The following is a 24659-nucleotide window of genomic DNA, read 5'->3' as shown; positions in this document are numbered from 1 at the left end:
CCCTTCTCACTGGTGACGACCACTGGCCCGGCCGCGCCTACCGTTTGCTACGTGACCGAGACGACCCAGATGCCCACCCCGCGGCCGGGGGACAGCGGCAGACCGCGCAGTCCGGAGTTCCGGATGGCGGCGGACGCCCTGCGCGGACTGCGGCAGGACCTGTTCCACCACGCCTTCGCCTACGACCCGCTGCCACCCCTGCGCGGGGACGGGCCGCTCACCCGGCGGCTGTCCCCGCGAGCACGCCAGTACGCCGTGTGGTTCCCGCACGGCGTGGTGGCCGCGGCGGGACTGATCTCGGCGGCCATCGCCGACACGGCCGTCCACGACCTCGGCCTCCTGAGCGCCCTGTTCGCGCTGGGGCCGGTCCTGCTGACGCTGCTGCGTCCCGTCGGCGCCTTCTGGCTCTCGCTGGCCGCCGCCCCGGTCATCGCCCTGTTCGGCGACAGCTGGGGCGAGTGGCCCTGGCCGGCCGGCGCCTTCGTCTGCCACCTGGTGGTGCTCACCGTCGTGGCGCTGCGGACACGGCCCCGTGCGGCGGCCTGGATGTGGGCCCTGACCGCCGGCTACGGCATCACCAGCGAGCTCGTCTTCGGCGCGGACCGCTACTTCTCCAACACCGCGCCGATGCTGGTGGTCTCCGCGTTCCTGCTGCTCGCGGTCACGCTCCGGCACATCCGCCGGGACGCCGCGCAGGAGGTGACCGCCCAGCAGACGGTGACCGAGCACGAGCGGTCCCGGCGCACCCTCCTGGAGGAGCGCACCACCATCGCCCGCGAGCTGCACGACGTGGTGGCCCACCACATGTCCGTCGTCGCCATCCAGGCGGAGGCCGCCCCCTACCGGGTGGAGAACCCGCCGCCGGAGCTGGAACGGGCCTTCGTCACCATCCGGGAGAACGCGGTGGCGGCCCTGACCGAGCTGCGCCGGGTCCTGGGGGTCGTCCGCGCCGAGGACTACGAGGCACCGGACGCCCCGCAGCCCACCCTCGCCGACCTGGACGCGCTGCTCGCCAACGTGCGCGACGCGGGGCTCGACGTGGAGAAGACGGTCACCGGCGCGGTGCGCGAACTGCCGCAGGGCGTCGAGCTGTCGGCCTACCGCATCGTGCAGGAGGCCCTCAGCAACGCGCTGCGGCACGCGCCCGGGGCCGGCGCCCGGGTCGAGATCGGGTACGTCCTCGGCGGCCTAGGCCTGCGCATAGTCAACGGGCCGATGCCCGAGCCGACGCTGGTGAAGCCCTCCCCCGGGGCCGGGCACGGCATCACCGGCATGCGGGAGCGGGTCTCCATGCTGAACGGCGAGATGACGGCGGGCCCGGCGCCCGACGGAGGCTACGAGGTGACGGTGTTCCTGCCGGTCGCGACGGTGAACGAGGGCGACGCATGACGATCCGCGTGCTGATCGCGGACGACCAGATGATGGTGCGCGAGGGATTCTCGGTCCTGCTGAACGCGATGCCGGACATCGAGGTCGTCGGCGAGGCCGTCAACGGGCGGGAGGCGGTCCAGCGGGTCCGTGAACTGGCCCCGGACGTGGTGCTGATGGACATCCGGATGCCGGAGCTGAACGGCATCGAGGCGACCCGGGAGATCGTCGCCGCGGACGGCTCCGCGAAGGTGCTGGTGCTCACCACCTTCGACCTCGACGAGTACGTGTACCAGGCACTGCGGGCGGGAGCCTCCGGCTTCCTCCTCAAGGACGCCTCCGCGCGCCAGCTCGCCGACGGGGTGCGGGTGGTGGCGTCCGGCGAGGCGCTCCTCGCGCCGTCGGTGACCAGGCGGCTGATCACGGAGTTCTCGAAGCTGTCCGGCACCCCGCGCCTGATGCCGTCCGCGCAGGCCGCGTACGGCGATCTGACCGACCGGGAGACGGAGGTGCTGGTCCTGATCGCGCAGGGCCTGTCGAACGCGGAGATCGCCGGGCGGCTGGTCGTCGCCGAGTCGACGATCAAGACGCACGTCAGCCGCGTCCTGGTGAAGTTGGGGCTGCGGGACCGCACGCAGGCGGCGGTGTTCGCGTACGAGGCGCGGCTCGTGACGCCCGGCTGAGCGGGACGTTGCTGGTCACGAAGGTGGACCGCCGGGTAGCGTCCGTGCATGGCAGCCGTATCCGACCTCGCGTTCGACCCGTGGGACCCGGCGTTCCTCGCCGACCCGTACCCCGCCTACGCCGCCCTGCGCGCCCGGGGCCGTGTCCAGTACTACGAGCCCACGCGTCAGTGGCTGGTGCCGCACCACGCGGACGTCTCGGCGCTGCTGCGCGACCGGCGCCTGGGCCGCGCCTACCGGCACCGCTTCTCGCACGAGGAGTTCGGGCGTACGGCGCCGCCACCGGAGCACGAGCCGTTCCACGTCCTCAACGACCACGGGATGCTCGACCTGGAGCCGCCGGACCACACCCGTATCCGGCGGCTGGTGTCGAAGGCGTTCACCCCGCGCACGGTGGAGCGGCTGCGGCCGTACGTGCACGGACTGGCGGGGGAGCTGGTGGACGCGCTCGTCGAGGCCGGCGGCGGCGATCTACTGACGGACGTCGCCGAACCGCTGCCGGTGGCGGTGATCGCCGAGATGCTCGGCATCCCGGAGTCCGACCGGGCCCCGCTGCGCCCCTGGTCGGCGGACATCTGCGGGATGTACGAGCTGAACCCGTCCGGGGAGGCGGCCGACCGTGCGGTGCGCGCGTCGGTCGAGTTCTCGGACTACCTGCGGGAGCTGATCGCCGCGCGCCGCGAGGCACCCGGCGACGACCTGATCTCGGGCCTGATCGCCGCGCACGACGAGGGTGAGCGGCTGACCGAGCAGGAGATGATCTCGACCTGCGTGCTGCTGCTGAACGCCGGCCACGAGGCCACGGTGAACGCCACGGTCAACGGCTGGTGGGCGCTGTTCCGCAACCCGGACCAGCTGGCGGCCCTGCGCGCCGACCACTCCCTGGTCCCGTCCGCCGTCGAGGAGCTGATGCGCTACGACACCCCGCTCCAGCTCTTCGAGCGCTGGGTCCTGGACGAGATCGAGGTCGACGGCACGGTGATCCCCCGGGGGGCGGAGATCGCGATGCTCTTCGGCTCCGCCAACCACGACCCGGAGGTCTTCGCGGACCCCGGGCGGCTGGACCTGGCCCGCGCCGAGAACCCGCACATCTCCTTCAGCGCGGGCATCCACTACTGCATCGGGGCGCCCCTGGCCCGGATCGAACTGGCCGCCTCCATGCGGGCGTTGCTGGAGAAGGCCCCGACCCTCGCCCCGACGGCGGAACCGAAGCGGAAGCCGAACTTCGTGATCAGGGGACTGGAGGGACTCGCCGTGGAGCTCTGACCCCGTCCCGCTGGCGGCCGGGGCGACGGCGCCCCGGAGCCGTCGGGACGACAGCCCTCCCGCCCGGCGCACGACACGCCCGCCCCGGCACCCGGGCAGGGCGAGCTCCCCGGCATACCGGCGAGCTGAGCCCTCCGGCACCCCGGCGAGGTGAGCCCTCCGGCAGGGTGACCGCTCGGCCCCCGGCACCCGGGCGAGGTGAGCCCTCCGGCAGGGTGACCGCCCGGCCCTCCGGCACCCCGGCGAGCTGAGCCCTCCGGCACCCGGGCGAGGTGAGCCCTCCGGCACCCCGTCACCCCGGCACCATCAGCCCCCTCCGTCACCCCGACAGCGTCAGCCTTCCGGCCCCCCGGCAACGTCAGCCTTCCTCACCCCGGCAACGTGAGCCCCCACGCTCCCTCTCGGACCACCCACGTCCGGGTGCGGACCGGGCCCGCCACCAACGCGTCGGCGCGGTAGCGGAAGTCCGCTCCCGACACCGTCACGCGCCGGCCGCTCGCCAGCAGCGGGGTGGCCTCCGCGCCGACCGACAGCGGGTGGACCTCGACGTCCGCGAGGCCGGGGCCGCCCGGGACGACCGACAGGCCCTCGACCGGCTGGTCGAGGTCGACCAGGGTGACGCCGTCGACCTCCACGCGCAGCCGGGCGGGCCCGGGCGGCTGCGGCGGCGCGGGGGAGCGCACGGGCCGGGCCGCCACCAGGGTCCGTACGAGCGACTGGCAGGTGCGCATCCAGGCCGGGTGACCGTGGCCGAGGTCCGCGTTCGACAGCGCGCCGGACGGGTCGGCCGCCACGGGTTCCTCCACCGTCGCCACCAGGGGCGGGATCCGCAGCGCCCCCAGCACCACCCCGTCGCTGTCGTCGACCAGCAGGTCCAGGCGCCGTTCGGACCCCTCCAGGACCGCCCGGGCCGCCGCCACCGCGCCGGTGGGCACGCCGAGGGCGCGGGCCAGCGACAGCATCCCGCCGACCGGCACCAGGGACAGGGCACATCCGGCCAGCTCCCGCTGCCGGTGCAGCACGGACACCGCCCGCACCAGGGCCCGGTCGTCGCCGATCACCACGGGCCTGCGCGACCCTCTTCGCTGGAGTGCCCGGGCGAATTCCTCGGGCCCCTCCGGCAGGCACACTTTCGTCGCCGCACCCGCGCTGAGCACGTCTTTCGCGATCCGTACAGACTCGCCGTCCGTCCTTCGGGCGACCGGGTCGATGACCACCAGCAGCTGGTCGGAAGTCGCCACCTCGGTCATGCCTCGCTTCCTCGGGTAGCATCTTTGTGCAAGAGCCCCTTGCGCTATTGCGCCAGGGGCTTCGTCTATTCCGGGGCATCCGGTCCGACGGGTCGCGACCAACGAAGGTCGCCGGTGTACGAGGCACGTGTCGTGTCGTGTACGCCCCTGGCCTTGGACATGCCCCGCCCGGAAGGGGTGTACGCGCGTGCCCGCACTTGTGCTGCTCGGTGCTCAGTGGGGTGACGAAGGCAAGGGAAAGGCGACCGACCTGCTCGGTGGGTCGGTCGACTACGTGGTGCGTTATCAGGGCGGTAACAACGCCGGCCACACAGTAGTCGTGGGCGACCAGAAGTATGCCCTCCACCTTCTCCCTTCCGGAATCCTGTCCCCGGGGTGCACCCCGGTCATCGGCAACGGAGTCGTCGTCGACCCGTCGGTCCTGTTCTCCGAGCTGAACGGGCTGAACGAGCGTGGCGTCGACACGTCCAAGCTCCTGATCAGCGGAAACGCTCACATCATCACGCCGTACAACGTCACCGTCGACAAGGTGACGGAGCGCTTCCTCGGAAAGCGCAAGATCGGCACCACCGGGCGCGGCATCGGCCCGACCTACGCGGACAAGATCAACCGCGTCGGCATCCGCGTGCAGGACCTCTACGACGAGTCGATCCTGACCCAGAAGGTCGAGGCGGCCCTCGATGTCAAGAACCAGATGCTCACCAAGCTCTACAACCGCCGCGCGATCGCCGTCGAGCAGGTCGTCGAGGAGCTGCTGTCCTACGCGGACCGCCTCAAGCCGTACGTCGCGGACACGGTCCTCCTCCTCAACCAGGCGCTGGACGACGACAAGGTGGTCCTCTTCGAGGGCGGCCAGGGCACGCTGCTCGACATCGACCACGGCACGTATCCCTTCGTGACCTCGTCGAACCCCACCGCGGGCGGTGCCTGCACCGGCGCCGGTGTCGGTCCGACGAAGATCAGCCGGGTCATCGGCATCCTGAAGGCGTACACGACCCGGGTCGGCTCCGGGCCCTTCCCGACGGAGCTGTTCGACGCGGACGGCGACGCGCTGCGCCGCATCGGCGGCGAGCGGGGCGTGACCACCGGCCGTGACCGCCGCTGCGGCTGGTTCGACGCGGTGATCGCGCGGTACGCGACCCGGGTCAACGGCCTGACGGACTTCTTCCTCACCAAGCTGGACGTCCTGACCGGCTGGGAGCAGATCCCGGTCTGCGTGGCCTACGAGATCGACGGCCGGCGGGTGGAGGAACTCCCGTACTCGCAGTCGGACTTCCACCACGCGAAGCCCGTCTACGAGAACCTGCCGGGCTGGTCGGAGGACATCACGAAGGCCAAGACCTTCGCCGACCTCCCGAAGAACGCGCAGGACTACGTGAAGGCGCTGGAGGAGATGTCGGGCGCGCCGATCTCCGCGATCGGCGTGGGCCCGGGCCGGACCGAGACCATCCAGGTCAACTCCTTCCTGTAGACGACGAGACGGCGAGGCCGCCAAGCCCCGCACATCCCAGCCCGTGGGCCGGTCATGGACATCCTTGACCGGCCCATGGGCTGCTCCTTGTTCCGGGAGGAACCGGGGTGCCGCGAGCATCTACGCGTGTAGTCCCGCACGGCACCCCAGACGACCTCTCGTTCAGGAGTCCCCCATGCCCGTCCCTCCGCTCAACCGCCGGGAGTTCGTGAAGAAGTCGGCCGTCACCGGCGCGGCCGTGGCCGTCGCGGGAACGGCCGCCGCGCCCGCCGCCGAGGCCGCCGGGCGGAAGCCGGACAAGGCCCCGAGGACCTGGTCGTTCTCCGTCCTCGGCACCACCGACCTGCACAGCCACGTCTTCGACTGGGACTACTACCGGGACGCGGCCTACTCCGACGGCAAGGGCAACTCCGTCGGCGTCGCGCGGGTCGCCACCCTCGTCGAGCAGCAGCGGGCGGCGAAGGGCGAGGACCGGGTGCTGCTGGTCGACGCCGGCGACATCATCCAGGGCACCTCGCTCGCCTACTACTTCGCGCGTGTGGACCCCATCACCGGCGCCGACGGCGAGAAGGGGCCCAGGCACCCGATGGCCGTCGCCATGAACCACATGCGCTACGACGCCGCCGCCCTCGGCAACCACGAGTTCAACTACGGCATCGAGGTGCTGCGGAGGTTCGAGCGGCAGTGCCACTTCCCGCTGCTCGGCGCCAACGCGCTGGACGCCACGACCCTCCGGCCCGCCTTCCCGCCGTACACCGTCAAGAAGATCCGTGTCCCCGGTGCCCCGGACATCAAGGTCGGCATCCTCGGCCTGACCAACCCCGGCATCGCGCTGTGGGACAAGGACAACGTCAGCGGGCGGATGGTGTTCCCGGGACTGGTGGAGCAGGCCAGGAAGTACGTGCCGCGGCTGCGCGCGCTGGGCTGTGACGTCGTCTTCCTGACCGACCACTCGGGGCTCGACGGATCCACGTCCTACGGCGACGCGCTGCCCTACGTCGAGAACGCCTCCAACCTCGTCGCCGAGCAGGTGCCCGGCATCGACGCCATCCTGGTCGGCCACACCCACGTCGAGGTCCCCTCGTACACCGTGCGCAACGAGCAGACCGGCGAGGACGTCCTGCTGTCCGAGCCGTACTGCTGGGGCTACCGCCTGACCGTCTTCGACTTCGAGCTCGAACTGCGCCACGGGCAGTGGAAGGTGACCGGCAAGAAGGCGCAGACGCTCGATCCCGCGAAGGTCGAGGAGGACCCCGAGATCGTGCGGCTCCTGACCGCCGACCACGAACTCGTCGTGAAGTACGTCAACACGGCCGTGGGCACCTGCACGCAGGACCTGTCGGCCGCGGACTCCTGCTGGAAGGACGTCCCGATCATGGACTTCATCCACGAGGTCCAGACGAAGGCGGTCGCCGCGGGCCTGTCCGCGGCCGACGCGGCACTCCCGCTGATCTCCGTCGCCGCGCCCTTCAGCCGCACGGCCGACATCCCCGAGGGCAGCGTCACGATCAAGGACATCGCCGGCCTCTACATCTACGACAACACGCTGTACGGCAAGAAGCTGACCGGCGCCCAGCTCCGGGACTACCTGGAGTACGCGGCGAGGTACTACCACCAGGTGCCGTCCGGCACCGCCGTGGACACCGCCACCCTCACCAACGCCAACAGCTTCTGGGACTACATGTACGACACGGCGGCCGGTGTCTCCTACGACATCGACATCGCGCGGCCCGAGGGGTCGAGGATCAGGAACCTCACCTACGGCGGCGCGGCGGTGAGCGACGACCAGGTCTTCGTCGTCGCCGTCAACAACTACCGCGCCAACGGCGGTTCGGGCTACCCGCACATCGCCTCCGCGGACATCGCCTACAGCTCGACGAACGAGATCCGCCAGCTGATGATCGACTACGTGACGGCGAAGGGCGAACTGAACCCGGCGGACTTCGCGGCCGCCAACTGGAAGCTGACCCAGGACGGGACGGCGGTGTTCTAGGCCGGGTTCGGGCAGGCGGTCGGCCGGTCGGGCGCGGGTCCGGTCCGACCGGCCTGGCCGGGAGAAATGCCGCATCTACCCCTATTCTGAGAGCACACACCCACGTGTGTCGGCCAGAAGAAGGTGATTGCGATGCGCGTACTGCTCAAGGCATCCATGGACACGGAGAAGGCGAACGAGGCCATCCGCAACGGCACCCTGGGGAAGCTGATCGAGGAGACGGTGGAGCAGGTCAAGCCCGAAGCGGCCTACTTCACCACCGACGACGGCCACCGCGCCGCCTTCCTGGTGTTCGACATGCAGGACAGCTCCCAGCTGCCGTCGATCAGCGAGCCGCTCTTCCAGCACCTCGGCGCCAAGATCACCTACGCCCCGGTGATGAACATGGAGGACGTGCAGAAGGGCCTGTCCCAGCTGCGCTGACGCTCAACTGAAGATGATCATCGAGCCCTGGGCCAGGCTTCGCGTCGCCGCCGCGTGCAGACCCAGCCAGACGTGCCGCTCCCGGGCGAAGGGACTGGGGTCGTAGGGGGCGGCGACGGCCGGTTCCTCCAGCTCCGTCGGGCCCGGCGGCGGCTGCGGGGCGGCCGGGGGGTTGGCCGGGTCGATGCCGATGACCGGGGCGACGACCTCCAGCTCCCGCAGCAGGGTCTGGGAGGAGCCGAGCGGTCCGCCGCCGGCCAGCAGGTCGTCGTCGGACAGCGGGTGCGGGAAGTCGACCGGGACGTACGCGCCCGCGTGGTCGTAGTGCCAGACCAGGTGCGACTGCTGGGCCGTCGTCTCGAACATCTCCAGCAACTGCTCGTAGTCGCCGCCGAGTTCGTCCACCGGTGTCACGGGCAGCCCGCACACCTGGAGCAGGTAGGCGCGGCGCAGGAAATGCAGCGCGTCGTAGTCGAAGCCGGCCACCGGGGCGACCTCGCCGGACAGTCCCGGCATGTACTGGTACACGGGCACCGGCGGGAGCCCGGCTTCGGCGAGCACCTTGTTGTACTGCGCGAGTTCGTCGGCGAAGGGGTTGTCGGGGGTGTGGCACAACACGTCCACGAGCGGCACCAGCCACAGGTCACAGGCCAAAGAGAGCTCCTCGGATACTCGCAGCGCACGGTGGTCGTCACATGGTGGTCAGGGAAGGGTAGTCGGTGCGGCCCGCGTCGGCTGCCCCCGTGCAGGTCCCATACCCGAGCCCGCCGCGGTCATCCGGCGGCGAGGCGTTCGATCAGGGCGAGGGAGTAGGCGTTGTACGCGGTGAGGATCGAGCGGGCGGCGGTGAGATCCCGCACCGCGAGCGCGTCGACCAGCTCGGTGTGGCCGGACCACAGCTCCCCGCGCAGGTCGGTCAGCCGGCGCAGGTGCTGCACCGTGCACACCCAGCCCTGCACCCGCAGCCGGTGCAGGAAGTCGACGAGGTAGGGGTTGCCGAACAGGCTGCTCAGCTCGCGCCAGAAGCGCAGGTCGTAGCCGATCAGGACGGTGAGGTCGCCGGCCGCGGCGGCCCGCTGCGACTCCTCGCCCCGCCGGCGCACCCCGGCGACGGCGGCGGCGGTGCGGGGGTCGTCCTGCCACTGGAAGGCGCCGTTGCCGCCGGCCAGGGCGGCGAACATGCCGTCGGTGACCAGGCTGCGGGCCTCCAGCATGCCCCGGAAGTCCGCCACGGAGTACTCCCGGACGCGGAACCCGCGGTGCTGGTCGGCGTCCAGCAGCCCTTGCGCGGACAGGTCGACGAGCGCCTCGCGCACCGGGGTCGCGGACACCCCGTACTGCTCGGCGATCTCCTTGACGGTGAACTCCTGGCCCGGCTGCAGCCGTCCCGACAACACCTCGTCGCGGAGCGCGTCGGCGATCTGCTGTCGCAGGGTGCTGCGCGTCACGGCGCCGTTGCCGCTGCTGGCGGGCATGGTCGGGGAGTCACCTCGTCGCGTCGGGATGGCGTGCACGTACATGTCTACGAGCACGCCACCTTACGCGTTCGATTTCACCGGCGACGGTGTGGCGGCGGACCTACCGGGTGTACTCGTCCGCGACGGAAAGCGCCACGTCGAGCGCGGCCAGGCCCTCCTTCAGCTCGGCCTCGCTCACATTGCACGGCGGCACGACATGCGTCCGGTTCATGTTCACGAACGGCCACACCCCCTGCTTCTTCGCGGCGGCCGCGAAGGCGGCCATCGGCGCGTTCGCCTCGCCCGCCGCGTTGTAGGCGACCAGTGGCTCCCGCGTCTCCCCGTCCTTCACCAGCTCCAGCGCCCAGAACATGCCGACGCCCCGCACCTCGCCGACGCTCGGGTGCCGCTCGGCCAGCGCCCGCAGCTCCGGCTCCAGGACCTGCGCGCCGAGCCGTGCCGCGTTCTCCACGACCCCCTCCTCGGCCATCACGTTGATCGTCGCGACGGCCGCCGCGCAGGCCAGCGGGTGCCCGGAGTAGGTCAGTCCGCCCGGGTACGGCCGCTTACCGAAGGTCTCCGCGATCGCCCCGGAGATGGCGACCCCGCCCAGCGGGACGTACCCGGAGTTGACGCCCTTCGCGAACGTCATCAGGTCGGGTACGACGTCGAACAGGTCCGCCGCGAACCACTCGCCGGTCCGCCCGAACCCGGCCATGACCTCGTCCAGGACGAAGACGATGCCGTACTTGTCGCAGATCTCGCGGACCCCGGCGAGATAGCCGGGCGGCGGCACCATGATCCCGGCGGTGCCGGGGATGGTCTCCAGGACGATCGCCGCGATGGTGGCCGGCCCCTCGAAGGCGATCGTCGTCTCCAGGTGCTCCAGCGCCCGCGCGCACTCCTGCTCCTCGGTCTCCGCGTAGAAGCGGGAGCGGTACAGGAAGGGCGCCCAGAAGTGCACCACGCCGGCCGCGGCGCCGTCGGAGGCCCAGCGCCGCGGGTCCCCGGTGAGGTTGACCGCCTGCTGCGTGCCGCCGTGGTACGAGCGGTACGCCGAGAGGGCCTTCGGCCGCCCGGTGTGCAGCCGGGCCATCCGCAGCGCGTGCTCCACCGCGTCCGCGCCGCCGTTGGTGAAGAAGATCTTGTCCAGGTCGCCGGGGGTCCGCTCGGCGATCAGCCGGGCCGCCTCCGAGCGTGCCTCGACGGCGAACGCGGGCGCGAAGGTGGTCAGCTTCGCGGCCTGTTCCTGGATCGCGGCGACCACCTTGGGGTGCTGGTAGCCGATGTTCGTGTAGACGAGCCCGCTGGTGAAGTCGAGGTAGCGCTTGCCGTCGTAGTCCCAGAAGCGGGACCCCTCCGCGCCGGCCACGGCGAGCGGGTCGATGAGGTCCTGCGCGGACCAGGAGTGGAAGACGTGCGCGCGGTCCGCGGCCTTCACGGCCGCTCCGGCCTGGGGGTTGGGCTGAGGGGTCATGCGGCGAGCGTAGATGTCCGCGATGCGGAAGCGGTATCGGCGTCCTGTCTGCGGACCGCGGCTTTCCGCGACAGGTTGTCGCGTCACCGCGTGCCGGGAGGGCGCGGCACACCGCCCTCCTGATTGACAGCATGCTGTCGAAGTGACAACGTGTTGTCATCTGATGCGTTGTCGTCGCCCGGTGTCGTGACCCGCCGGGTGTCGTCGTCCGCGTCGGTCTGCGGACCGTCGCTCCACGCAGTCCGAGGAGGAACCGTGAACAGCAGCAGCCGTCCTGACCGCAAACCCGTCCACCTCGCCGTCTACGACACGTTCGCCGACTGGGAGACGGGGCACGCCACGGCTTACCTCGCCCGGGCCGGCTTCCCGGTGCGGACGGTGGGGGCGTCGACCGACCCGGTGTCCAGCATCGGCGGACTGAGCGTCCGGCCCGACCTGGCCCTGTCCGGCGTACGGCCAGAGGACTCGTCCCTGCTGATCCTGCCGGGCGCGGACCTGTGGGACACCTCCGACGACCTCGCCCCCTTCGCCCGGGCGGCCCGCGCCTTCCTGGACGCCGGGGTCCCCGTCGCCGCGATCTGCGGGGCCACCGCCGGACTGGCCCGCGAGGGCCTCCTCGACGACCGCGACCACACCGGCGCGGTGTCCTTCTACCTGGCGGCGACCGGCTACGCGGGCGGCGGCCGGTACGTCGAGGCGGACGCCGTCACCGACCGGGGCCTGGTCACCGCCGGTCCCACCGAACCCGTCGCCTTCGCCCGCGAGGTCTTCCGCCTGCTCGGGGTGTACGAGGGGGAGCTCCTCGACGCCTGGTACCGGCTGTTCCACGATTCCGACCCGCAGGCGTACGCCGTGCTGGAGGAGGCGGGTGCCGCGTGAGCCGTGAGCGGCAGGAGCTGCTCAGCCGTGCCGCGCTCGGTGTCTTCGGGCTCAACGGCCGGTTCCTCGCCGTGGCTGAGGAACTGGCCGGGCCCGCGGGACTGACCGCCGCCCGGTGGCAGGTGCTCGGCGCGGTCCTCGGCGCACCGCTGACCGTGTCCGGGATCGCCCGCGTCATGGGCATGACCCGGCAGGGCGTGCAGCGGATCGCCGACCTCCTGGTGGAGCGCGGTCTGGCCGAGTACCGGCCCAACCCCGCCCACCGCCGCGCCAAGCTCCTCGCCCCCACCGCGCGGGGCCGGGCGGCCGTCGACCGGATCGGCCCGGGCCACGCCGCGTTCGCCGACCGGCTGGCCGAGGCGTTCGGGGACACCGACCTCGCCGAGGCCGTGGCCGTACTGGAACGGCTGTCGAAGGTGCTCGACGACACCTCGGCCGGCGCGGGCCGGACGGCGGCGGCTGTTACGGAACCGTAGACACAGGGCCGCCGGACCCGCCGTAAGGCCGCACTATCGTGGGGCTGTTCCACGGGCATGAGTGCGGGGAGGGCCTGCGATGGAGAAGCTGGGGGCCGGGGACCCGCCGCGGATCGGGGGATACCGGCTGCTGGCCCGGCTGGGCGCGGGCGGCATGGGACAGGTCTACCTCGCGCGCTCCGACCGGGGCCGCACGGTCGCCGTCAAGCTGGTGCGGCGGGAACTGGCCGCGCAGGAGGAGTTCCGGGCCCGGTTCCGGCAGGAGGTCGAGGCGGCACGGCAGGTCGGCGGCCACTGGACCGCGCCGGTGCTGGACGCGGACACCGAGGCCGCCGTGCCCTGGGTCGCCACCGGGTACGTCGCCGGGCCGAGCCTCCAGCAGGTCGTCGGGCGCGACCACGGGGCACTGCCCGAGCGGTCGGTGCGCATTCTCGCGGCCGGGCTCGCGCACGCCCTGGGGGACATCCACGCCGCCGGGATCGTGCACCGCGACCTGAAGCCGTCCAACGTGCTCCTCACCATCGACGGCCCGCGCGTCATCGACTTCGGCATCGCGCGGGCACTGGAGACCGTGACGGAGGCCGGGCTGACCCGCACCGGCGCGCTCGTCGGCTCGCCCGGCTTCATGGCACCCGAGCAGGTGCGCGGTGACCGGATCACCCCCGCGTGCGACGTCTTCTGCCTCGGCTCCGTCCTCGCCTACGCCGCCACCGGCCGGCTTCCCTTCGGTGCCACCCACAGCGGGGTGCACGCCCTGATGTTCCGCATAGCCCAGGAGGAGCCCGACCTCACCGGCGTTCCCGAGGGCATCGCCGACCTGGTCCGCGCCTGTCTGCGCAAGGACCCCGCCGCCCGGCCGACGCCGGCCCGCGTCCTGGAGCGCACGGGCGCCGGGGACACCGTCTCCGGCGGCCGCTCGCGGGACCCGTGGCTACCGGGCGCGCTGGTCGCCCAACTCGGCCGCCACGCGGTGCGGTTGCTGGACACGGAGAACCCGGAGGGAGCGGAGGGCGGCCCGGGACCGGAGGGGTCCGCGCGGGCCGCCGGGTCCGTGGGATCCGCGTGGTCCGTCGGTCCTGCCCGCTCCCCCCGGCCCACCCGCCCCGCCCTTGCGCCCGCTCCCGAGGCGTCCCCCGAGCACGCTCCGGCGGCGGACGGCTCCGCCGGCGACGACGCGCCCACCGAGCCCGACCCCGTCACCCCTCCCGGACCGACCCCTTCGGCGCCGACGCCTCCCGCGCCGGGGCACCGGCCCGCGCCGCACGCCGGCCGGCCGTCGTCCGCCGGTCCCGCCGCCGGGACCGGCGGCGCCCCGCCCCACCCGGCATACGGCTCCGCGCAGCAGCATCCGGGGCCGCACCCCTCCGCCTACGGCTATCCGCAGGCAGGCCAGGCGTACGGCGGTGGCCTGGGTTCGACCCCGCCGTACGGCCCGCCCCTCACCGCGGCGCAGGGCCCGGTCTCCGGTCCGCCGTCCTTCGGGCCCCCGCCGGGCCCGACGCCCGAACCGCCGCGGCGCAGCGGCCGTTCCACGGTGGCGCTCGTCGCGGTCGCGCTGGTCGTGGCGCTGGGTGCGGGCGGTTCGGTCTACGCCCTGATGAAAGGCGGTGGCGACGGGGGAGTGTCGGCCCTCGGCCCGTCCCCGAGCACGGGCGCGTCCGTGACGAGCCCCGGCCCGCGCCCGTCCGAACCCTCCCCGACGGCCTCGGAGGCGACCGGTACGGCCACCGCCGAGGGCGCGATACCGGACTCCTTCCTGGGCACCTGGACGGCGTCGATCGACAACGCCACCGGGCACAACACCCGCCAACTGACCATCCGGCAGGGCGAGGTGGGCGACAGCGTCCTGTCCCTCGTGGCCGACGGACCCGTGGGCGGCGGCACCTACCACTGCGAGTTCCGGGCCACCCTCTCCGAACGACCTTCGGCGGAGGGCTCGTTGACGATCGGGCCGTCCAGCGTGACGGCCGGCGAGCCGCGTTCGTCCTGCTCCCCCGGTGCGGCCAGCGAGATCACCCTGCTGTCCGACGGCAGGCTGGAGCGCGTCAACACCGACAGCGGGGACAAGCTGACCTACCTCAGGCGGTGACCCGGCGCCGTCCGGCCACCGGAGGTTGAACGTCGGGCGAACTTCCGCCGACCGGACCGGAATCGGCCCTCGCACAGCCGTACGGTGAGCCCACGATCCGGGCTCGGGCAGTGGCGGGGGCACCACGGTGGAGTGGCTGAGCGCAGAGAACGTCGTCGCCGTGGGCACCGCTGTCCTCGGCATCGTCGCGTCCGGTGTCATGGTCTGGTACGAGCGCCGCACCCCGCGCCGCAAGCGGATCGGTTACCGCGTCCAGATGGACAACCCGATCGGTGACGACGTCCGGCTCGGCCGGGCCAACGTCCGCGTGGGCCTCTTCGACGAGGTGCCGGGCATGTCCGACGCCACCCTCGTCCTGGTGCGGGTGGAGAACGACGGCTCGCAGGGCATCGACCGCGACGACTACACCAGCCCCGAAGTGCACGGCCTGACCGCGGTGTTCACCGGCCGTACCGTCCGGGGCGTCTCGGTCACCCAGCCGTCCGACACCGGCCACCTCATGGACCACTTCACGGCGGCCCGCGGCTTCGGCTACGAGGGCAACGCGCTGCGCATCCCCCGCGTCCCGCTCAACCGGGGCGACCACTTCAAGCTGCTCGTGCTGCTGTCGGGCGGCGACGTGGGCGGCGAGATACGGCTGATCGGCGGCATCCGGGACGGCGAGGTCCACCCCAACCGCAGCGCGACCCCCGACGAGAAGCCGCCCCTGTTCAGCCGGGCCGCCCGGCTGATCACCATCATGCTGACGGTCAGCGTGCTCACCCTGGCCACGATCGTCGTGACCCGCGACGGCACCCCACCGCCGATCGGCTGCGAGCAGGGCACGCTCACCCTCACCGGCTCCACGGCCTTCGCGCCCGTCCTGGTGGAGGTGGCGAGGAAGTACGAGCGGGACTGCGCGGGGGCGTCCGTCACCGTGGACCCGCACGGGTCGACGGCGGGGGTGCGGGAGCTGGCGGCGGCCGGCGCGGCCCTGCGGAAGGGCTCCCCGCCGGTGGTGGCCCTCTCCGACGGCCCCCGGCCGAGCGGGCTGACCCGGCTGAGCGAGAACCGGGTGGCGCTGTCGGTGTTCGCGCTCGTCATCAACGACGACGTCCGCCTGACGAACCTGTCCACGAAGGACGTACGGCGCCTGTACCGGGGCGAGATCGGGAACTGGCGGCAGCTGGGCGGCCCGGACCTGCCGGTGAAACTGGTCAGCCGGGACGCCAACTCGGGCACGAGACAGGTGTTCCAGCGCCGGGTGCTGGGACGCGGCGAGATCGCGAACTCCTCCGTCGACTGCGAGCACAAGGACGACGCGACGGCGCCCGTCATCCGCTGCGAACTCGACTCGACGGACCAGGTGCTGAGCACGGTCGCGGCCCTCCCCGGCGCGGTCGGCTACAGCGAACTCAACGCGGCCGAGCGGGCCGGGGGCCTCAGGACGGTGAAGCTCGACGGCGACGCGCCCTCCGTGGACGCCATCGAGCACGGCGCGAACGCCTACCCGTACCGCGAGATCGAGTACGCCTACACCTACGGCCGGCCCCCCGCCGACTCCCTGGCCTCCAGCTTCCTCACCTATCTCAGCCGCGGCAACGGCCAGGACGTGATCCGCACCCACGGTCACATACCGTGCTGGACTCCGGAGGGCCTGAAACTCTGCGCGGACGACACGTAGAGGGCGTACGGCCCAGCCGGCCACCCCGGCGGCTCGGGTCCACGGCGGTCCACGGCGGCACCGGTTCACGGCGATACCGGCGGTGCGCGGTGCCTCAGGGCGACTCCGCCTCAGAGCGACTCCGCCTCAGGGCGACTCCGCCTCATGGCGACTCCGGTTCGCGGCGATTGCGCCTTACGGCGACACCGGTTCGCGGCGGCATCGGCGTGCGGCGCCCTCACCGCGACTCTGGTTCGCGGCGGTACCGGCGGGCGGCGCCGTCGCACCGCGACTCTGGTTCGCGGCGGCATCGGCGGGCGGCGCCGTCGCACCGCGACTCTGGTTCGCGGCGGCATCGGCGTGCGGCGCCGTCACCGCGACTCTGGTTCGCGGCGGCACCGGCGGGCGGCGCCGTCTCACCGCGGCTCCTGTTCACCGCGACTCCGGCGGGCGGCGCCGTCTCACCGCGGCTCCGGCGGTCGCTGCCTCGGCATGTTCGGCCGGGCGGGCGCCGTGCCCGGCAAGGGGAACCGCCCGTTGACGTGCCCCGGGTCCTGCCGCCCGCCGGAGGCCACCGCGGACTGGATGCCCATCGGCGCCGCGCCCGTCCGGAACTCGACCATCCAGTCCGCGGTCTCCGCCCGCACCAGCTCGGTCACGTCCTCGGAGAACCTCCGCAGCACGGCCAGGCAGCGTTCGGCGGCGTCGCCCGCCGTGCCGTCCGTGGGCCCCAGCACCTCCCGCACGCTCTCCGACGCCCAGTCGAACTGGAGCACCTGCAGCCTGCGCTGCACCGCCTGCGCCGTGGCCACGTCCCTTATCCAGCCGGACGTCACCCCGAAGAACCGGTCCCCGGCCACGCACGCCACGCCGAGCAGCAGTGCCAGATACCCCCAGGCCGAGGCCCCGCCGACGACCCCGGTCAGGTCCAGCAGGGGCAGCGCCGCCCCGGCCACCGCCCCGCCCGCGGCACCCGCCCGCAGGATCCGGGCGCCCCGCCGCTTGCCCACCCGGTCCGCGAGATACCAGGCGGCCGTCTCCAGCGCCCCGCACTCCACCCAGCGGTACAGCTCGTCCAGCCGCTCGGCCGGCTCGCCCCAGTCGCCGAGCGGGAACGCCCGCCCCATCAGGTCGCCCGGCCGCGGCCCGGCCCCGCCCTCGCCCCGCCCGTCCTGCGGCGGACCCTCGGGCCGCATCTCCGGCTGACCCACCCGGCACTCCCTACTGATCACCGATCACGACCGAAAACCGCTCACCGGTCACGACCGACACCGGTCACGACCGACCACTGATCACCGGTCAGGACCGATCACCGATCACGACCGCCACCGACCACCACACTGAGCGCAACCGATCACGTTGCGTGACGCATGATGCTGATGCGCCGGATCCTTCCTACCGCCCAATGGGTGGCGAAGGCGTCGGTTTCACCGCTTTTCCGCCCGGAAGTGGGCCTTGATCAGGTATAGGGCGCGAGATCGGCTCACTCGAAAGAGTGCTGGGGCGACGGCTGCTTGGACCACGTAGGCTCGATCCAGGCGGGAAAAACCCCGCCGGACAGCCGTACGAGACAGGAGCTGATCGTGATCGCCGGTGGTGGCCAGCCCAATATGCAGCAGCTGCTCCAGCAGGCCCAGAAGATGCAGCAGGACCTGGCGAACGCCCAGGAGGAACTGGCGCGGACCGAGGTCGAGGGGCAGGCGGGAGGCGGTCTGGTGCGGGCCACCGTGACCGGCGCCGGTGAGCTGCGGGCCCTGAAGATCGACCCGAAGGCGGTGGACCCCGAGGACACCGAGACCCTCGCAGACCTGGTCGTCGCGGCCGTGCAGGCGGCCAACGAGAACGCCCAGACCCTCCAGCAGCAGAAGCTCGGCCCGCTCGCCCAGGGGCTCGGTGGCGGCGGCATCCCGGGACTGCCCTTCTAAGAGGGCCGTCGGCCAACTACCGTACGTACTGCAAGGAACCCCCAGGAAGGACGGCAGTCCGTTGTACGAAGGCGTGGTCCAGGACCTCATCGACGAACTGGGGCGGCTGCCCGGCGTCGGTCCCAAGAGCGCGCAGCGGATCGCCTTCCACATCCTGCAGGCGGAGCCGACGGACGTCCGCCGGCTGGCGCAGACCCTGCTCGAGGTGAAGGCGAAGGTCCGCTTCTGCGCGACCTGCGGCAACGTCGCGCAGGAGGAGCTGTGCGGCATCTGCCGCGACAGCCGCCGCGACCCCTCGGTCATCTGTGTCGTGGAGGAGCCGAAGGACGTGGTCGCCGTCGAGCGCACCCGTGAGTTCCGCGGCCGCTACCACGTCCTCGGCGGGGCGATCAGCCCGATCGAGGGCGTCGGCCCCGACGACCTCCGCATCCGGGAACTGCTGGCCCGTCTCGCCGACGGCGTGGTCACGGAGCTGATCCTCGCCACCGACCCGAATCTCGAGGGCGAGGCGACGGCCACGTACCTCGCCCGCATGATCAAGCCCATGGGCCTCAAGGTCACCCGCCTGGCCAGCGGCCTCCCGGTGGGCGGAGACCTGGAATACGCGGACGAGGTGACCCTCGGGCGCGCCTTCGAGGGGAGACGACTCCTAGATGTCTGACGCCACGCTGCATGTGACCAGCCAGAACCCCGACGACTTCGCGGTGCAGATCGCGGACCAGATCGAGAGCTTCCTGGTGGCCGTCTCGGAGGTCGCGAGGGGCGACGAGCCGGACTCGGCGGTGCCCTTCCTCCTCCTGGAGGTCTCCCAGCTCCTCCTGGCCGGCGGCCGCCTCGGCGCGCACGAGGACATCGTGCCGGACGAGCGCTACGAGCCCGACCTGGGCCCCGAGGGCGACGTGGACGAGATCCGCGAGAACCTCGCCCGTCTGCTGGAGCCGATCGACGTCTACTCCGAGGTCTTCGACCCGTACGAGCCCCGCAAGGCCCCCGTGCCGGCCCGGATCTCCGACGACCTCGCGGACGTCATGGCCGACCTGCGCCACGGCATGGCCCACTACCGTTCGGGCCGCACCGTCGAGGGGCTGTGGTGGTGGCAGTTCTCCTACTTCTCCAACTGGGGTTCGACGGCCTCGGCGGCCCTGCGGGCCCTGCAGTCCGTGGTCGCCCACGTCCGCCTGAACCAGCCCCTGGCGGAGCTGGACGGCCTGGACACCGACCAGGACCTCGGCGACGACGCGCTGGAGGCGGAGGCCGGCCGGGTGATGGCGGAGGAGATCGCGGGCCCGCTCGGCCTGCCGACGGTCCGCCAGCCCACGTGACCCGCAGGCACCGCTCCCCGGCCGCACGTCCGTGACGTGGGGTGACGGCCCGGGGTCCGGGCGTCGGCCCCGGCCTGTGACGCGTGGCACGTTCCGAGTGGCCCACCCCCTCCCGGGCATGTTCCGTCCTGGTCGTTCGGGTGCCGGAGTCTCACCATGCGATATCGCGAAGGTGAAATCAGGACGCTCGATAGACTGAGCCGACCGCAGTACATATGCGTATGTGCGGGAAGAGACGGACTGAGCGAGGAGCGCACGTGGGCCTTGTCGTGCAGAAGTACGGAGGCTCCTCCGTAGCCGATGCCGAGGGCATCAAGCGCGTCGCCAAGCGGATCGTGGAAGCGAAGAAGAACGGCCACCAGGTGGTCGTCGTCGTTTCCGCGATGGGCGACACGACGGACGAGCTGATCGATCTCGCCGAGCAGGTGTCGCCGATGCCCAGCGGCCGGGAGTTCGACATGCTGCTGACCGCCGGCGAGCGGATCTCCATGGCCCTGCTGGCGATGGCGATCAAGAACCTGGGCCACAGCGCCCAGTCGTTCACCGGCAGCCAGGCAGGCGTCATCACCGACTCCGTCCACAACAAAGCCCGGATCATCGACGTCACCCCGGGCCGGATCCGCACGGCGCTGGACGAGGGCAACATCGCCATCGTCGCCGGGTTCCAGGGTGTCAGCCAGGACAAGAAGGACATCACCACGCTCGGCCGCGGCGGCTCCGACACCACGGCCGTCGCCCTCGCCGCCGCCCTCGACGCCGAGGTCTGCGAGATCTACACCGACGTCGACGGCGTGTTCACCGCCGACCCGCGCGTGGTGAAGAAGGCGAAGAAGATCGAGTGGATCGCCTTCGAGGACATGCTGGAGCTCGCCGCATCCGGCTCCAAGGTGCTGCTCCACCGCTGCGTGGAGTACGCCCGCCGCTACAACATCCCGATCCACGTGCGCTCGTCCTTCAGCGGACTCCAGGGCACCTGGGTCAGCAACGAGCCGAAGCAAGGGGACCAGAAGGTGGAGCAGGCCATCATCTCGGGTGTCGCGCACGACACCTCCGAGGCCAAGGTCACGGTCGTCGGTGTCCCGGACAAGCCGGGTGAGGCCGCCGTCATCTTCCGGGCCATCGCCGACGCCGAGATCAACATCGACATGGTCGTGCAGAACGTGTCCGCGGCCTCCACCGGCCTGACGGACATCTCGTTCACCCTCCCCAAGACCGAGGGCCGCAAGGCCATCGACGCCCTGGAGAAGGCCAAGACGAAGATCGGCTTCGACTCCCTGCGCTACGACGACCAGATCGGCAAGATCTCCCTGGTCGGCGCCGGCATGAAGACCAACCCGGGCGTCACGGCCGGCTTCTTCGAGGCGCTCAGCGAGGCCGGGGTCAACATCGAGCTGATCTCGACGTCCGAGATCCGCATCTCCGTGGTCACCCGCGCCGACGACGTGAACGAGGCCGTGCGCGCCGTGCACACCGCCTTCGGACTCGACTCCGACAGCGACGAGGCAGTCGTCTACGGGGGCACGGGCCGCTGATGTCCCCGTCAGGACCGCGAAGCGGGCGACCGACGCTCGCGGTCGTGGGAGCGACCGGAGCCGTCGGCACGGTCATGCGCCAGATCCTGTCCCAGCACGCGGACATCTGGGGCGAGATCAGACTGATCGCCTCACCGCGCTCGGCCGGCCGCAAGCTGGCCGTGCGCGGTGAACAGGTCGAGGTCGTGGCGCTCACCGAGGAGGCGTTCGACGGCGTCGACGTCGCCATGTTCGACGTACCCGACGAGGTCGCCGTGCGGTGGGCGCCCCTCGCCGCCGCCAAGGGCGCGGTGGTCGTGGACAACTCGGGCGCCTTCCGGATGGACCCGGACGTGCCCCTGGTCGTCCCCGAGGTCAACCCGCACACGGTCCGGCAGCGCCCGCGGGGGATCATCGCCAACCCCAACTGCACGACCCTGTCCATGATCGTGGCCATCGGCGCGCTGCACGCCGAGTTCGGGCTGCGTGAACTGGTCGTCTCCTCCTACCAGGCGGTCAGCGGCGCGGGCCGGTCCGGCGTCGAGACGCTGCGGCAGCAACTCGCCCTGGTGGCGGGCACCGAGCTCGGGACCCACCCCGGTGACGTGCGCCGGGCGGTGGGGGACAACACCGGGCCGTTCCCGGAACCGGTCGCCCTCAACGTCGTACCGTGGGCCGGATCGCTGCGCGAGGACGGCTGGTCGTCGGAGGAGATGAAGGTCCGGGACGAGTCGCGCAAGATCCTCGGACTGCCCAGGCTGCCGGTCGCGGTGACCTGCGTGCGGGTGCCGGTGATCACCACGCACTCGCTGACGGTGCACGCCCGCTTCGAGGGCGAGGTCACCGTCGGGAAGGCGCGCGAGATCCTGGACACGGCCCCCGGTGTCGTCCTGTTCGACGACCCGGCGGCGGGGGAGTTCCCCACGCCCGCCGACGTGGTGGGCACCGACCCCACCTGGGTGGGCCGGGTGCGCCGCGCCCTCGACGACCCCACCGCCCTGGAACTCTTCGTCTGCGGCGACAACCTGCGCAAGGGGGCCGCCCTCAACACCGCCCAGATCGCCGAGCTGGTGGCCGCCGAACTGTCGTGACGAGCAGCGCGCTTGCGGCGGGTGACGGTCCGTGACGTGGCCCGGCGCACTTGTTGTGGAAACGTGTTACCGCCGGAAATCTCCTGGCCGGGAGCCGGTCCGTTTGTAGGATCCATGTGAAGCTGTGATCCGGTCTGGTACGGACCACTTGCTCCCGGCCGCCTTGACGTCAGAGGATTTGCCTCCCCGCTCTCCGCAACCGTGCGAAGGGCGGGGAGCGTCTTTGCGGACGTCCTTTCGTGGGCGCGGGGATGCTTCACGGAGCGTGGGGACGCTCCGGCCATTCAGGACACAGGGGAAGAGCGGGTAGGGCATGAGGGCGTTCGACGCACTGTCAGTTGTGCTGCCTGAGCCGAGACGAGCGGCCAGGGCGTCCACCGGACGACCGGCCGTGCGGTGGAACGCTCGGCGGCCGGGGCGGTCCGGTGAACCGTTCGGCGCAAAAGTGACGCGCGGCACGTACAACCCTGACGGGGGGAAACGTGTCCAACTGGCGTGGCAGAGGTTCTCGATTTCAGTGCGGCGACGCGCGGCACGGCCCTACGGCCGCCCCGCCCCTCCCTCCGACCCCGGATGCCCGGCGCGCCCGGCGGCATGCCGGTGATCGCGCCGATGCCCGCAGCACGACCCACCCGCATACCGAGCCAGCGCGACGGCGCCGAGGACGTCGCGGCGGCAGGCACCACCGTCGACCACCTCACCGAGACCTACCGCGCCCACTACCGCTCGCTGCTCGGGCTCGCCGCCCTCCTGCTCGACGACACCGCCTCCTGCGAGGACGTCGTCCAGGAGGCGTTCATCAGGGTCCACTCGGCCCGCAAGCGTGTCCGTGACCCCGAGAAGACGCTCGCCTATCTGCGTCAGACCGTCGTCAACCTCTCCCGCTCCGCCCTGCGCCGCCGCATCCTCGGTCTGAAGCTGCTCTCCAAGCCGATGCCCGACATGGCCAGCGCCGAGGAGGGCGCCTACGACCAGCTGGAGCGCGACTCCCTGATCAAGGCGATGAAGGGCCTCCAGCGCCGCCAGCGCGAGGTCCTGGTCCTGCGCTACTTCGCCGACATGACCGAGGCGCAGGTCGCCGAGACGCTCGGGATATCGCTCGGCTCCGTCAAGGCGTACGGCTCCCGCGGCATCGCGGCCCTGCGGGTCGCCATGGAGGCGTCGGCATGAGCGAGCACGACGACGCACAGCGCCGCCGGCACGATCCCCACGAGCCCTACGAGTGGCGCGAGCCGGGGACGGCGGACGACGAACCACAGCCGAAGCAACCGCACGCTGGGAACGAAACCGTGAACCACAGCCTGGACGACCAGGGCCTCGAAGGGCTCGACTCGGACGAGCTGGTACTGCGCCGCATGCTGCACCAGGCGGTCCTGGAGGTCGAGCCGCGCGACGGCACGCTGGACCACCTGCGGCGGGCCGTCCCCGCCCGGCGGGCCCGCAAGCGGCAGGCCCTCGTCGGCATGGCGGCCGCCGCCCTGTTCGTCGGCACCGCCGTCCCGGCCCTCGTGCACGTCTCGAACTCCACCGGCGCCGACGTCAACCCCTCCGTCGCCGGCCAGGCGTCCCAGGCCCAGGGCGGCGCCGGCCAGGACAAGGACCCGGACGGCGGCGAGAGCACCGCCGGCGGTTCCTCCGGCAAGCCCGAGGACAGGACCCCCGACAGCAAGAAGAACGAGGACCACGGCAAGGGCGCCGGTACCGGCACGGGCACGAGCAGCGGCGCGGGCACCCCGGCGACCGCCGCGGCGAACACCCCGGCGTGCACGTCCCTCCAGCTCGGCTCCGCCACCGCGACCACGGCCGTCGCCGACTCCGCGGGTGCGGTCTACGGCACCTTCCGCGTCCTGAACGTCTCCACCACCGCCTGCACGGTCGCCGGCCCCGGCACCCTGGGCACCACCCCGCAGGGCGCGGCGGACGCCGCCAGGATCAGTGCGGTCCGGCACGTCTCCGGGGACGCGGCGGCAGCCCTGCCCGACCCGTCCGCCGAGGTCTCCGGTCTCCTCCTCCAGCCCGGCTCCGCCTACGAGGTGAAGTTCGCCTTCGTCCCCTCGGAGACCTGCCCCACCAGCACCGGCAGCACGGGCGGAGAGACCGGCGCGTCACCCGACCCATCGCCCACCGGCGACACCGGTGACACCGGCGGAACCACCACCGGCACCGACAGCGGTGTCACCAGCCAGCTCCTCACCGAGGACGGCACGGCCGACGGCAGCATCATGGTGACGAACACCGCGGACGGCGGCGGTCCCACGGTGTCGACGACGGTGTCGAACGCGTGCGCGGGGACGGTCTACTGGACGGGCGTGCTGACGGCTTCCTGACCGTCCCGG

At 72.1% G+C, this 24659-nt stretch carries 22 protein-coding genes; 17 read left to right on the top strand and 5 right to left on the bottom strand.

The window, feature by feature from the left end; translation table 11 throughout:
- Positions 1 to 69: 69 nt before the first annotated feature.
- From ABZT03_RS12750 to ABZT03_RS12740, 3 genes are read left to right on the top strand one after another with little or no spacing between them, the layout of a single operon-like run.
- Positions 70 to 1389 carry a histidine kinase gene (locus tag ABZT03_RS12750; protein ID WP_356037619.1) on the top strand — a complete coding sequence of 440 codons (1320 nt, stop codon included), beginning with the start codon at positions 70 to 72 and terminating at the stop codon, positions 1387 to 1389.
- A complete protein-coding gene (locus tag ABZT03_RS12745) occupies positions 1386 to 2051 on the top strand; it encodes a response regulator transcription factor (protein WP_356037517.1) in 666 nt (221 codons plus the stop codon). Before ABZT03_RS12750 ends, ABZT03_RS12745 begins: the two co-directional genes overlap by 4 nt.
- A gap of 48 nt (positions 2052 to 2099) precedes the next feature.
- The gene (locus ABZT03_RS12740) at positions 2100 to 3317 is read left to right on the top strand and encodes a cytochrome P450 (protein ID WP_356037514.1); all 1218 of its coding nucleotides are present in this window, start codon (positions 2100 to 2102) and stop codon (positions 3315 to 3317) included.
- Between the two features lie 368 nt (positions 3318 to 3685).
- Here the strand turns inward: ABZT03_RS12740 and ABZT03_RS12735 are convergent, their stop codons facing one another.
- Positions 3686 to 4567: a diacylglycerol kinase family protein gene (locus ABZT03_RS12735; protein ID WP_356037510.1), complete on the bottom strand. Its 882-nt coding sequence runs from the start codon at positions 4565 to 4567 to the stop codon at positions 3686 to 3688.
- 187 nt (positions 4568 to 4754) lie between these two features.
- On the opposite strand from ABZT03_RS12735, the gene ABZT03_RS12730 reads away from it, so the two are divergent.
- From ABZT03_RS12730 to ABZT03_RS12720, 3 genes are all read left to right on the top strand, one after another.
- The gene (locus ABZT03_RS12730; protein WP_356037507.1) at positions 4755 to 6038 is read left to right on the top strand and encodes an adenylosuccinate synthase; all 1284 of its coding nucleotides are present in this window, start codon (positions 4755 to 4757) and stop codon (positions 6036 to 6038) included.
- A 175-nt stretch (positions 6039 to 6213) separates the two neighbouring features.
- On the top strand, positions 6214 to 8031 hold the full coding sequence (locus ABZT03_RS12725; protein ID WP_356037504.1) for a 5'-nucleotidase C-terminal domain-containing protein: 1818 nt from the start codon (positions 6214 to 6216) through the stop codon (positions 8029 to 8031).
- A 132-nt stretch (positions 8032 to 8163) separates the two neighbouring features.
- Positions 8164 to 8454, top strand: coding sequence for a hypothetical protein (locus ABZT03_RS12720; RefSeq protein ID WP_356037502.1), 291 nt, complete (start codon positions 8164 to 8166; stop codon positions 8452 to 8454).
- 3 nt (positions 8455 to 8457) lie between these two features.
- On the opposite strand, the gene ABZT03_RS12715 is transcribed toward ABZT03_RS12720, so the two are convergent.
- The 3 genes from ABZT03_RS12715 to ABZT03_RS12705 form a co-directional block, all read right to left on the bottom strand.
- Positions 8458 to 9108 (bottom strand): hypothetical protein, encoded by a 651-nt coding sequence (locus ABZT03_RS12715; RefSeq protein ID WP_356037499.1) that lies wholly within the window; start codon positions 9106 to 9108, stop codon positions 8458 to 8460.
- A gap of 119 nt (positions 9109 to 9227) precedes the next feature.
- Positions 9228 to 9929, bottom strand: a complete 702-nt coding sequence (locus tag ABZT03_RS12710; protein WP_356037496.1) for a GntR family transcriptional regulator — start codon at positions 9927 to 9929, stop codon at positions 9228 to 9230.
- A gap of 103 nt (positions 9930 to 10032) precedes the next feature.
- Entirely contained in the window at positions 10033 to 11388 is a 1356-nt protein-coding gene (locus ABZT03_RS12705) for an aspartate aminotransferase family protein (protein ID WP_356037493.1), read from the bottom strand.
- A 255-nt stretch (positions 11389 to 11643) separates the two neighbouring features.
- Between ABZT03_RS12705 and ABZT03_RS12700 the strand changes: the two genes are divergently transcribed.
- The 4 genes from ABZT03_RS12700 to ABZT03_RS12685 all read left to right on the top strand — a co-directional run bounded on the left by ABZT03_RS12700 (position 11644) and on the right by ABZT03_RS12685 (position 16495).
- On the top strand, positions 11644 to 12267 hold the full coding sequence (locus tag ABZT03_RS12700) for a DJ-1/PfpI family protein (RefSeq protein ID WP_356037490.1): 624 nt from the start codon (positions 11644 to 11646) through the stop codon (positions 12265 to 12267).
- Entirely contained in the window at positions 12264 to 12743 is a 480-nt protein-coding gene (locus ABZT03_RS12695) for a helix-turn-helix domain-containing protein (protein ID WP_356037488.1), read from the top strand. The genes ABZT03_RS12700 and ABZT03_RS12695 overlap by 4 nt, the downstream gene beginning before the upstream one ends.
- A 79-nt stretch (positions 12744 to 12822) precedes the next feature.
- Positions 12823 to 14832: a protein kinase gene (locus ABZT03_RS12690; protein WP_356037484.1), complete on the top strand. Its 2010-nt coding sequence runs from the start codon at positions 12823 to 12825 to the stop codon at positions 14830 to 14832.
- A 127-nt stretch (positions 14833 to 14959) separates the two neighbouring features.
- A complete protein-coding gene (locus ABZT03_RS12685) occupies positions 14960 to 16495 on the top strand; it encodes a substrate-binding domain-containing protein (RefSeq protein ID WP_356037481.1) in 1536 nt (511 codons plus the stop codon).
- A gap of 440 nt (positions 16496 to 16935) precedes the next feature.
- Here the strand turns inward: ABZT03_RS12685 and ABZT03_RS12680 are convergent, their stop codons facing one another.
- Positions 16936 to 17685 carry an SLATT domain-containing protein gene (locus ABZT03_RS12680; RefSeq protein WP_356037478.1) on the bottom strand — a complete coding sequence of 250 codons (750 nt, stop codon included), beginning with the start codon at positions 17683 to 17685 and terminating at the stop codon, positions 16936 to 16938.
- A gap of 372 nt (positions 17686 to 18057) precedes the next feature.
- Between ABZT03_RS12680 and ABZT03_RS12675 the strand changes: the two genes are divergently transcribed.
- From ABZT03_RS12675 to ABZT03_RS12645, 7 genes are all read left to right on the top strand, one after another.
- The gene (locus tag ABZT03_RS12675) at positions 18058 to 18399 is read left to right on the top strand and encodes a YbaB/EbfC family nucleoid-associated protein (RefSeq protein WP_356037613.1); all 342 of its coding nucleotides are present in this window, start codon (positions 18058 to 18060) and stop codon (positions 18397 to 18399) included.
- 61 nt (positions 18400 to 18460) lie between these two features.
- Positions 18461 to 19060, top strand: coding sequence for a recombination mediator RecR (gene recR, locus ABZT03_RS12670; RefSeq protein ID WP_356037476.1), 600 nt, complete (start codon positions 18461 to 18463; stop codon positions 19058 to 19060).
- Positions 19053 to 19721 carry a DUF5063 domain-containing protein gene (locus ABZT03_RS12665; RefSeq protein ID WP_356037474.1) on the top strand — a complete coding sequence of 223 codons (669 nt, stop codon included), beginning with the start codon at positions 19053 to 19055 and terminating at the stop codon, positions 19719 to 19721. Before recR ends, ABZT03_RS12665 begins: the two co-directional genes overlap by 8 nt.
- A gap of 257 nt (positions 19722 to 19978) precedes the next feature.
- Positions 19979 to 21253, top strand: coding sequence for an aspartate kinase (locus tag ABZT03_RS12660; protein WP_356037471.1), 1275 nt, complete (start codon positions 19979 to 19981; stop codon positions 21251 to 21253).
- Positions 21253 to 22323, top strand: a complete 1071-nt coding sequence (locus tag ABZT03_RS12655; protein WP_356037469.1) for an aspartate-semialdehyde dehydrogenase — start codon at positions 21253 to 21255, stop codon at positions 22321 to 22323. Before ABZT03_RS12660 ends, ABZT03_RS12655 begins: the two co-directional genes overlap by 1 nt.
- 573 nt (positions 22324 to 22896) lie before the next feature.
- A complete protein-coding gene (locus ABZT03_RS12650; RefSeq protein WP_356037466.1) occupies positions 22897 to 23493 on the top strand; it encodes a SigE family RNA polymerase sigma factor in 597 nt (198 codons plus the stop codon).
- Positions 23490 to 24650 carry a hypothetical protein gene (locus tag ABZT03_RS12645; RefSeq protein WP_356037463.1) on the top strand — a complete coding sequence of 387 codons (1161 nt, stop codon included), beginning with the start codon at positions 23490 to 23492 and terminating at the stop codon, positions 24648 to 24650. Before ABZT03_RS12650 ends, ABZT03_RS12645 begins: the two co-directional genes overlap by 4 nt.
- The last annotated feature ends 9 nt before the right edge of the window (positions 24651 to 24659 follow it).

The sequence above is a fragment of the Streptomyces sp. NPDC005574 genome, assembly GCF_040605435.1.
Taxonomy (GTDB): Bacteria; Actinomycetota; Actinomycetes; order Streptomycetales; family Streptomycetaceae; genus Streptomyces.
Note: the sequence above shows the minus strand (reverse complement) of the source record. Positions and strands in the feature narration are given on the sequence as shown.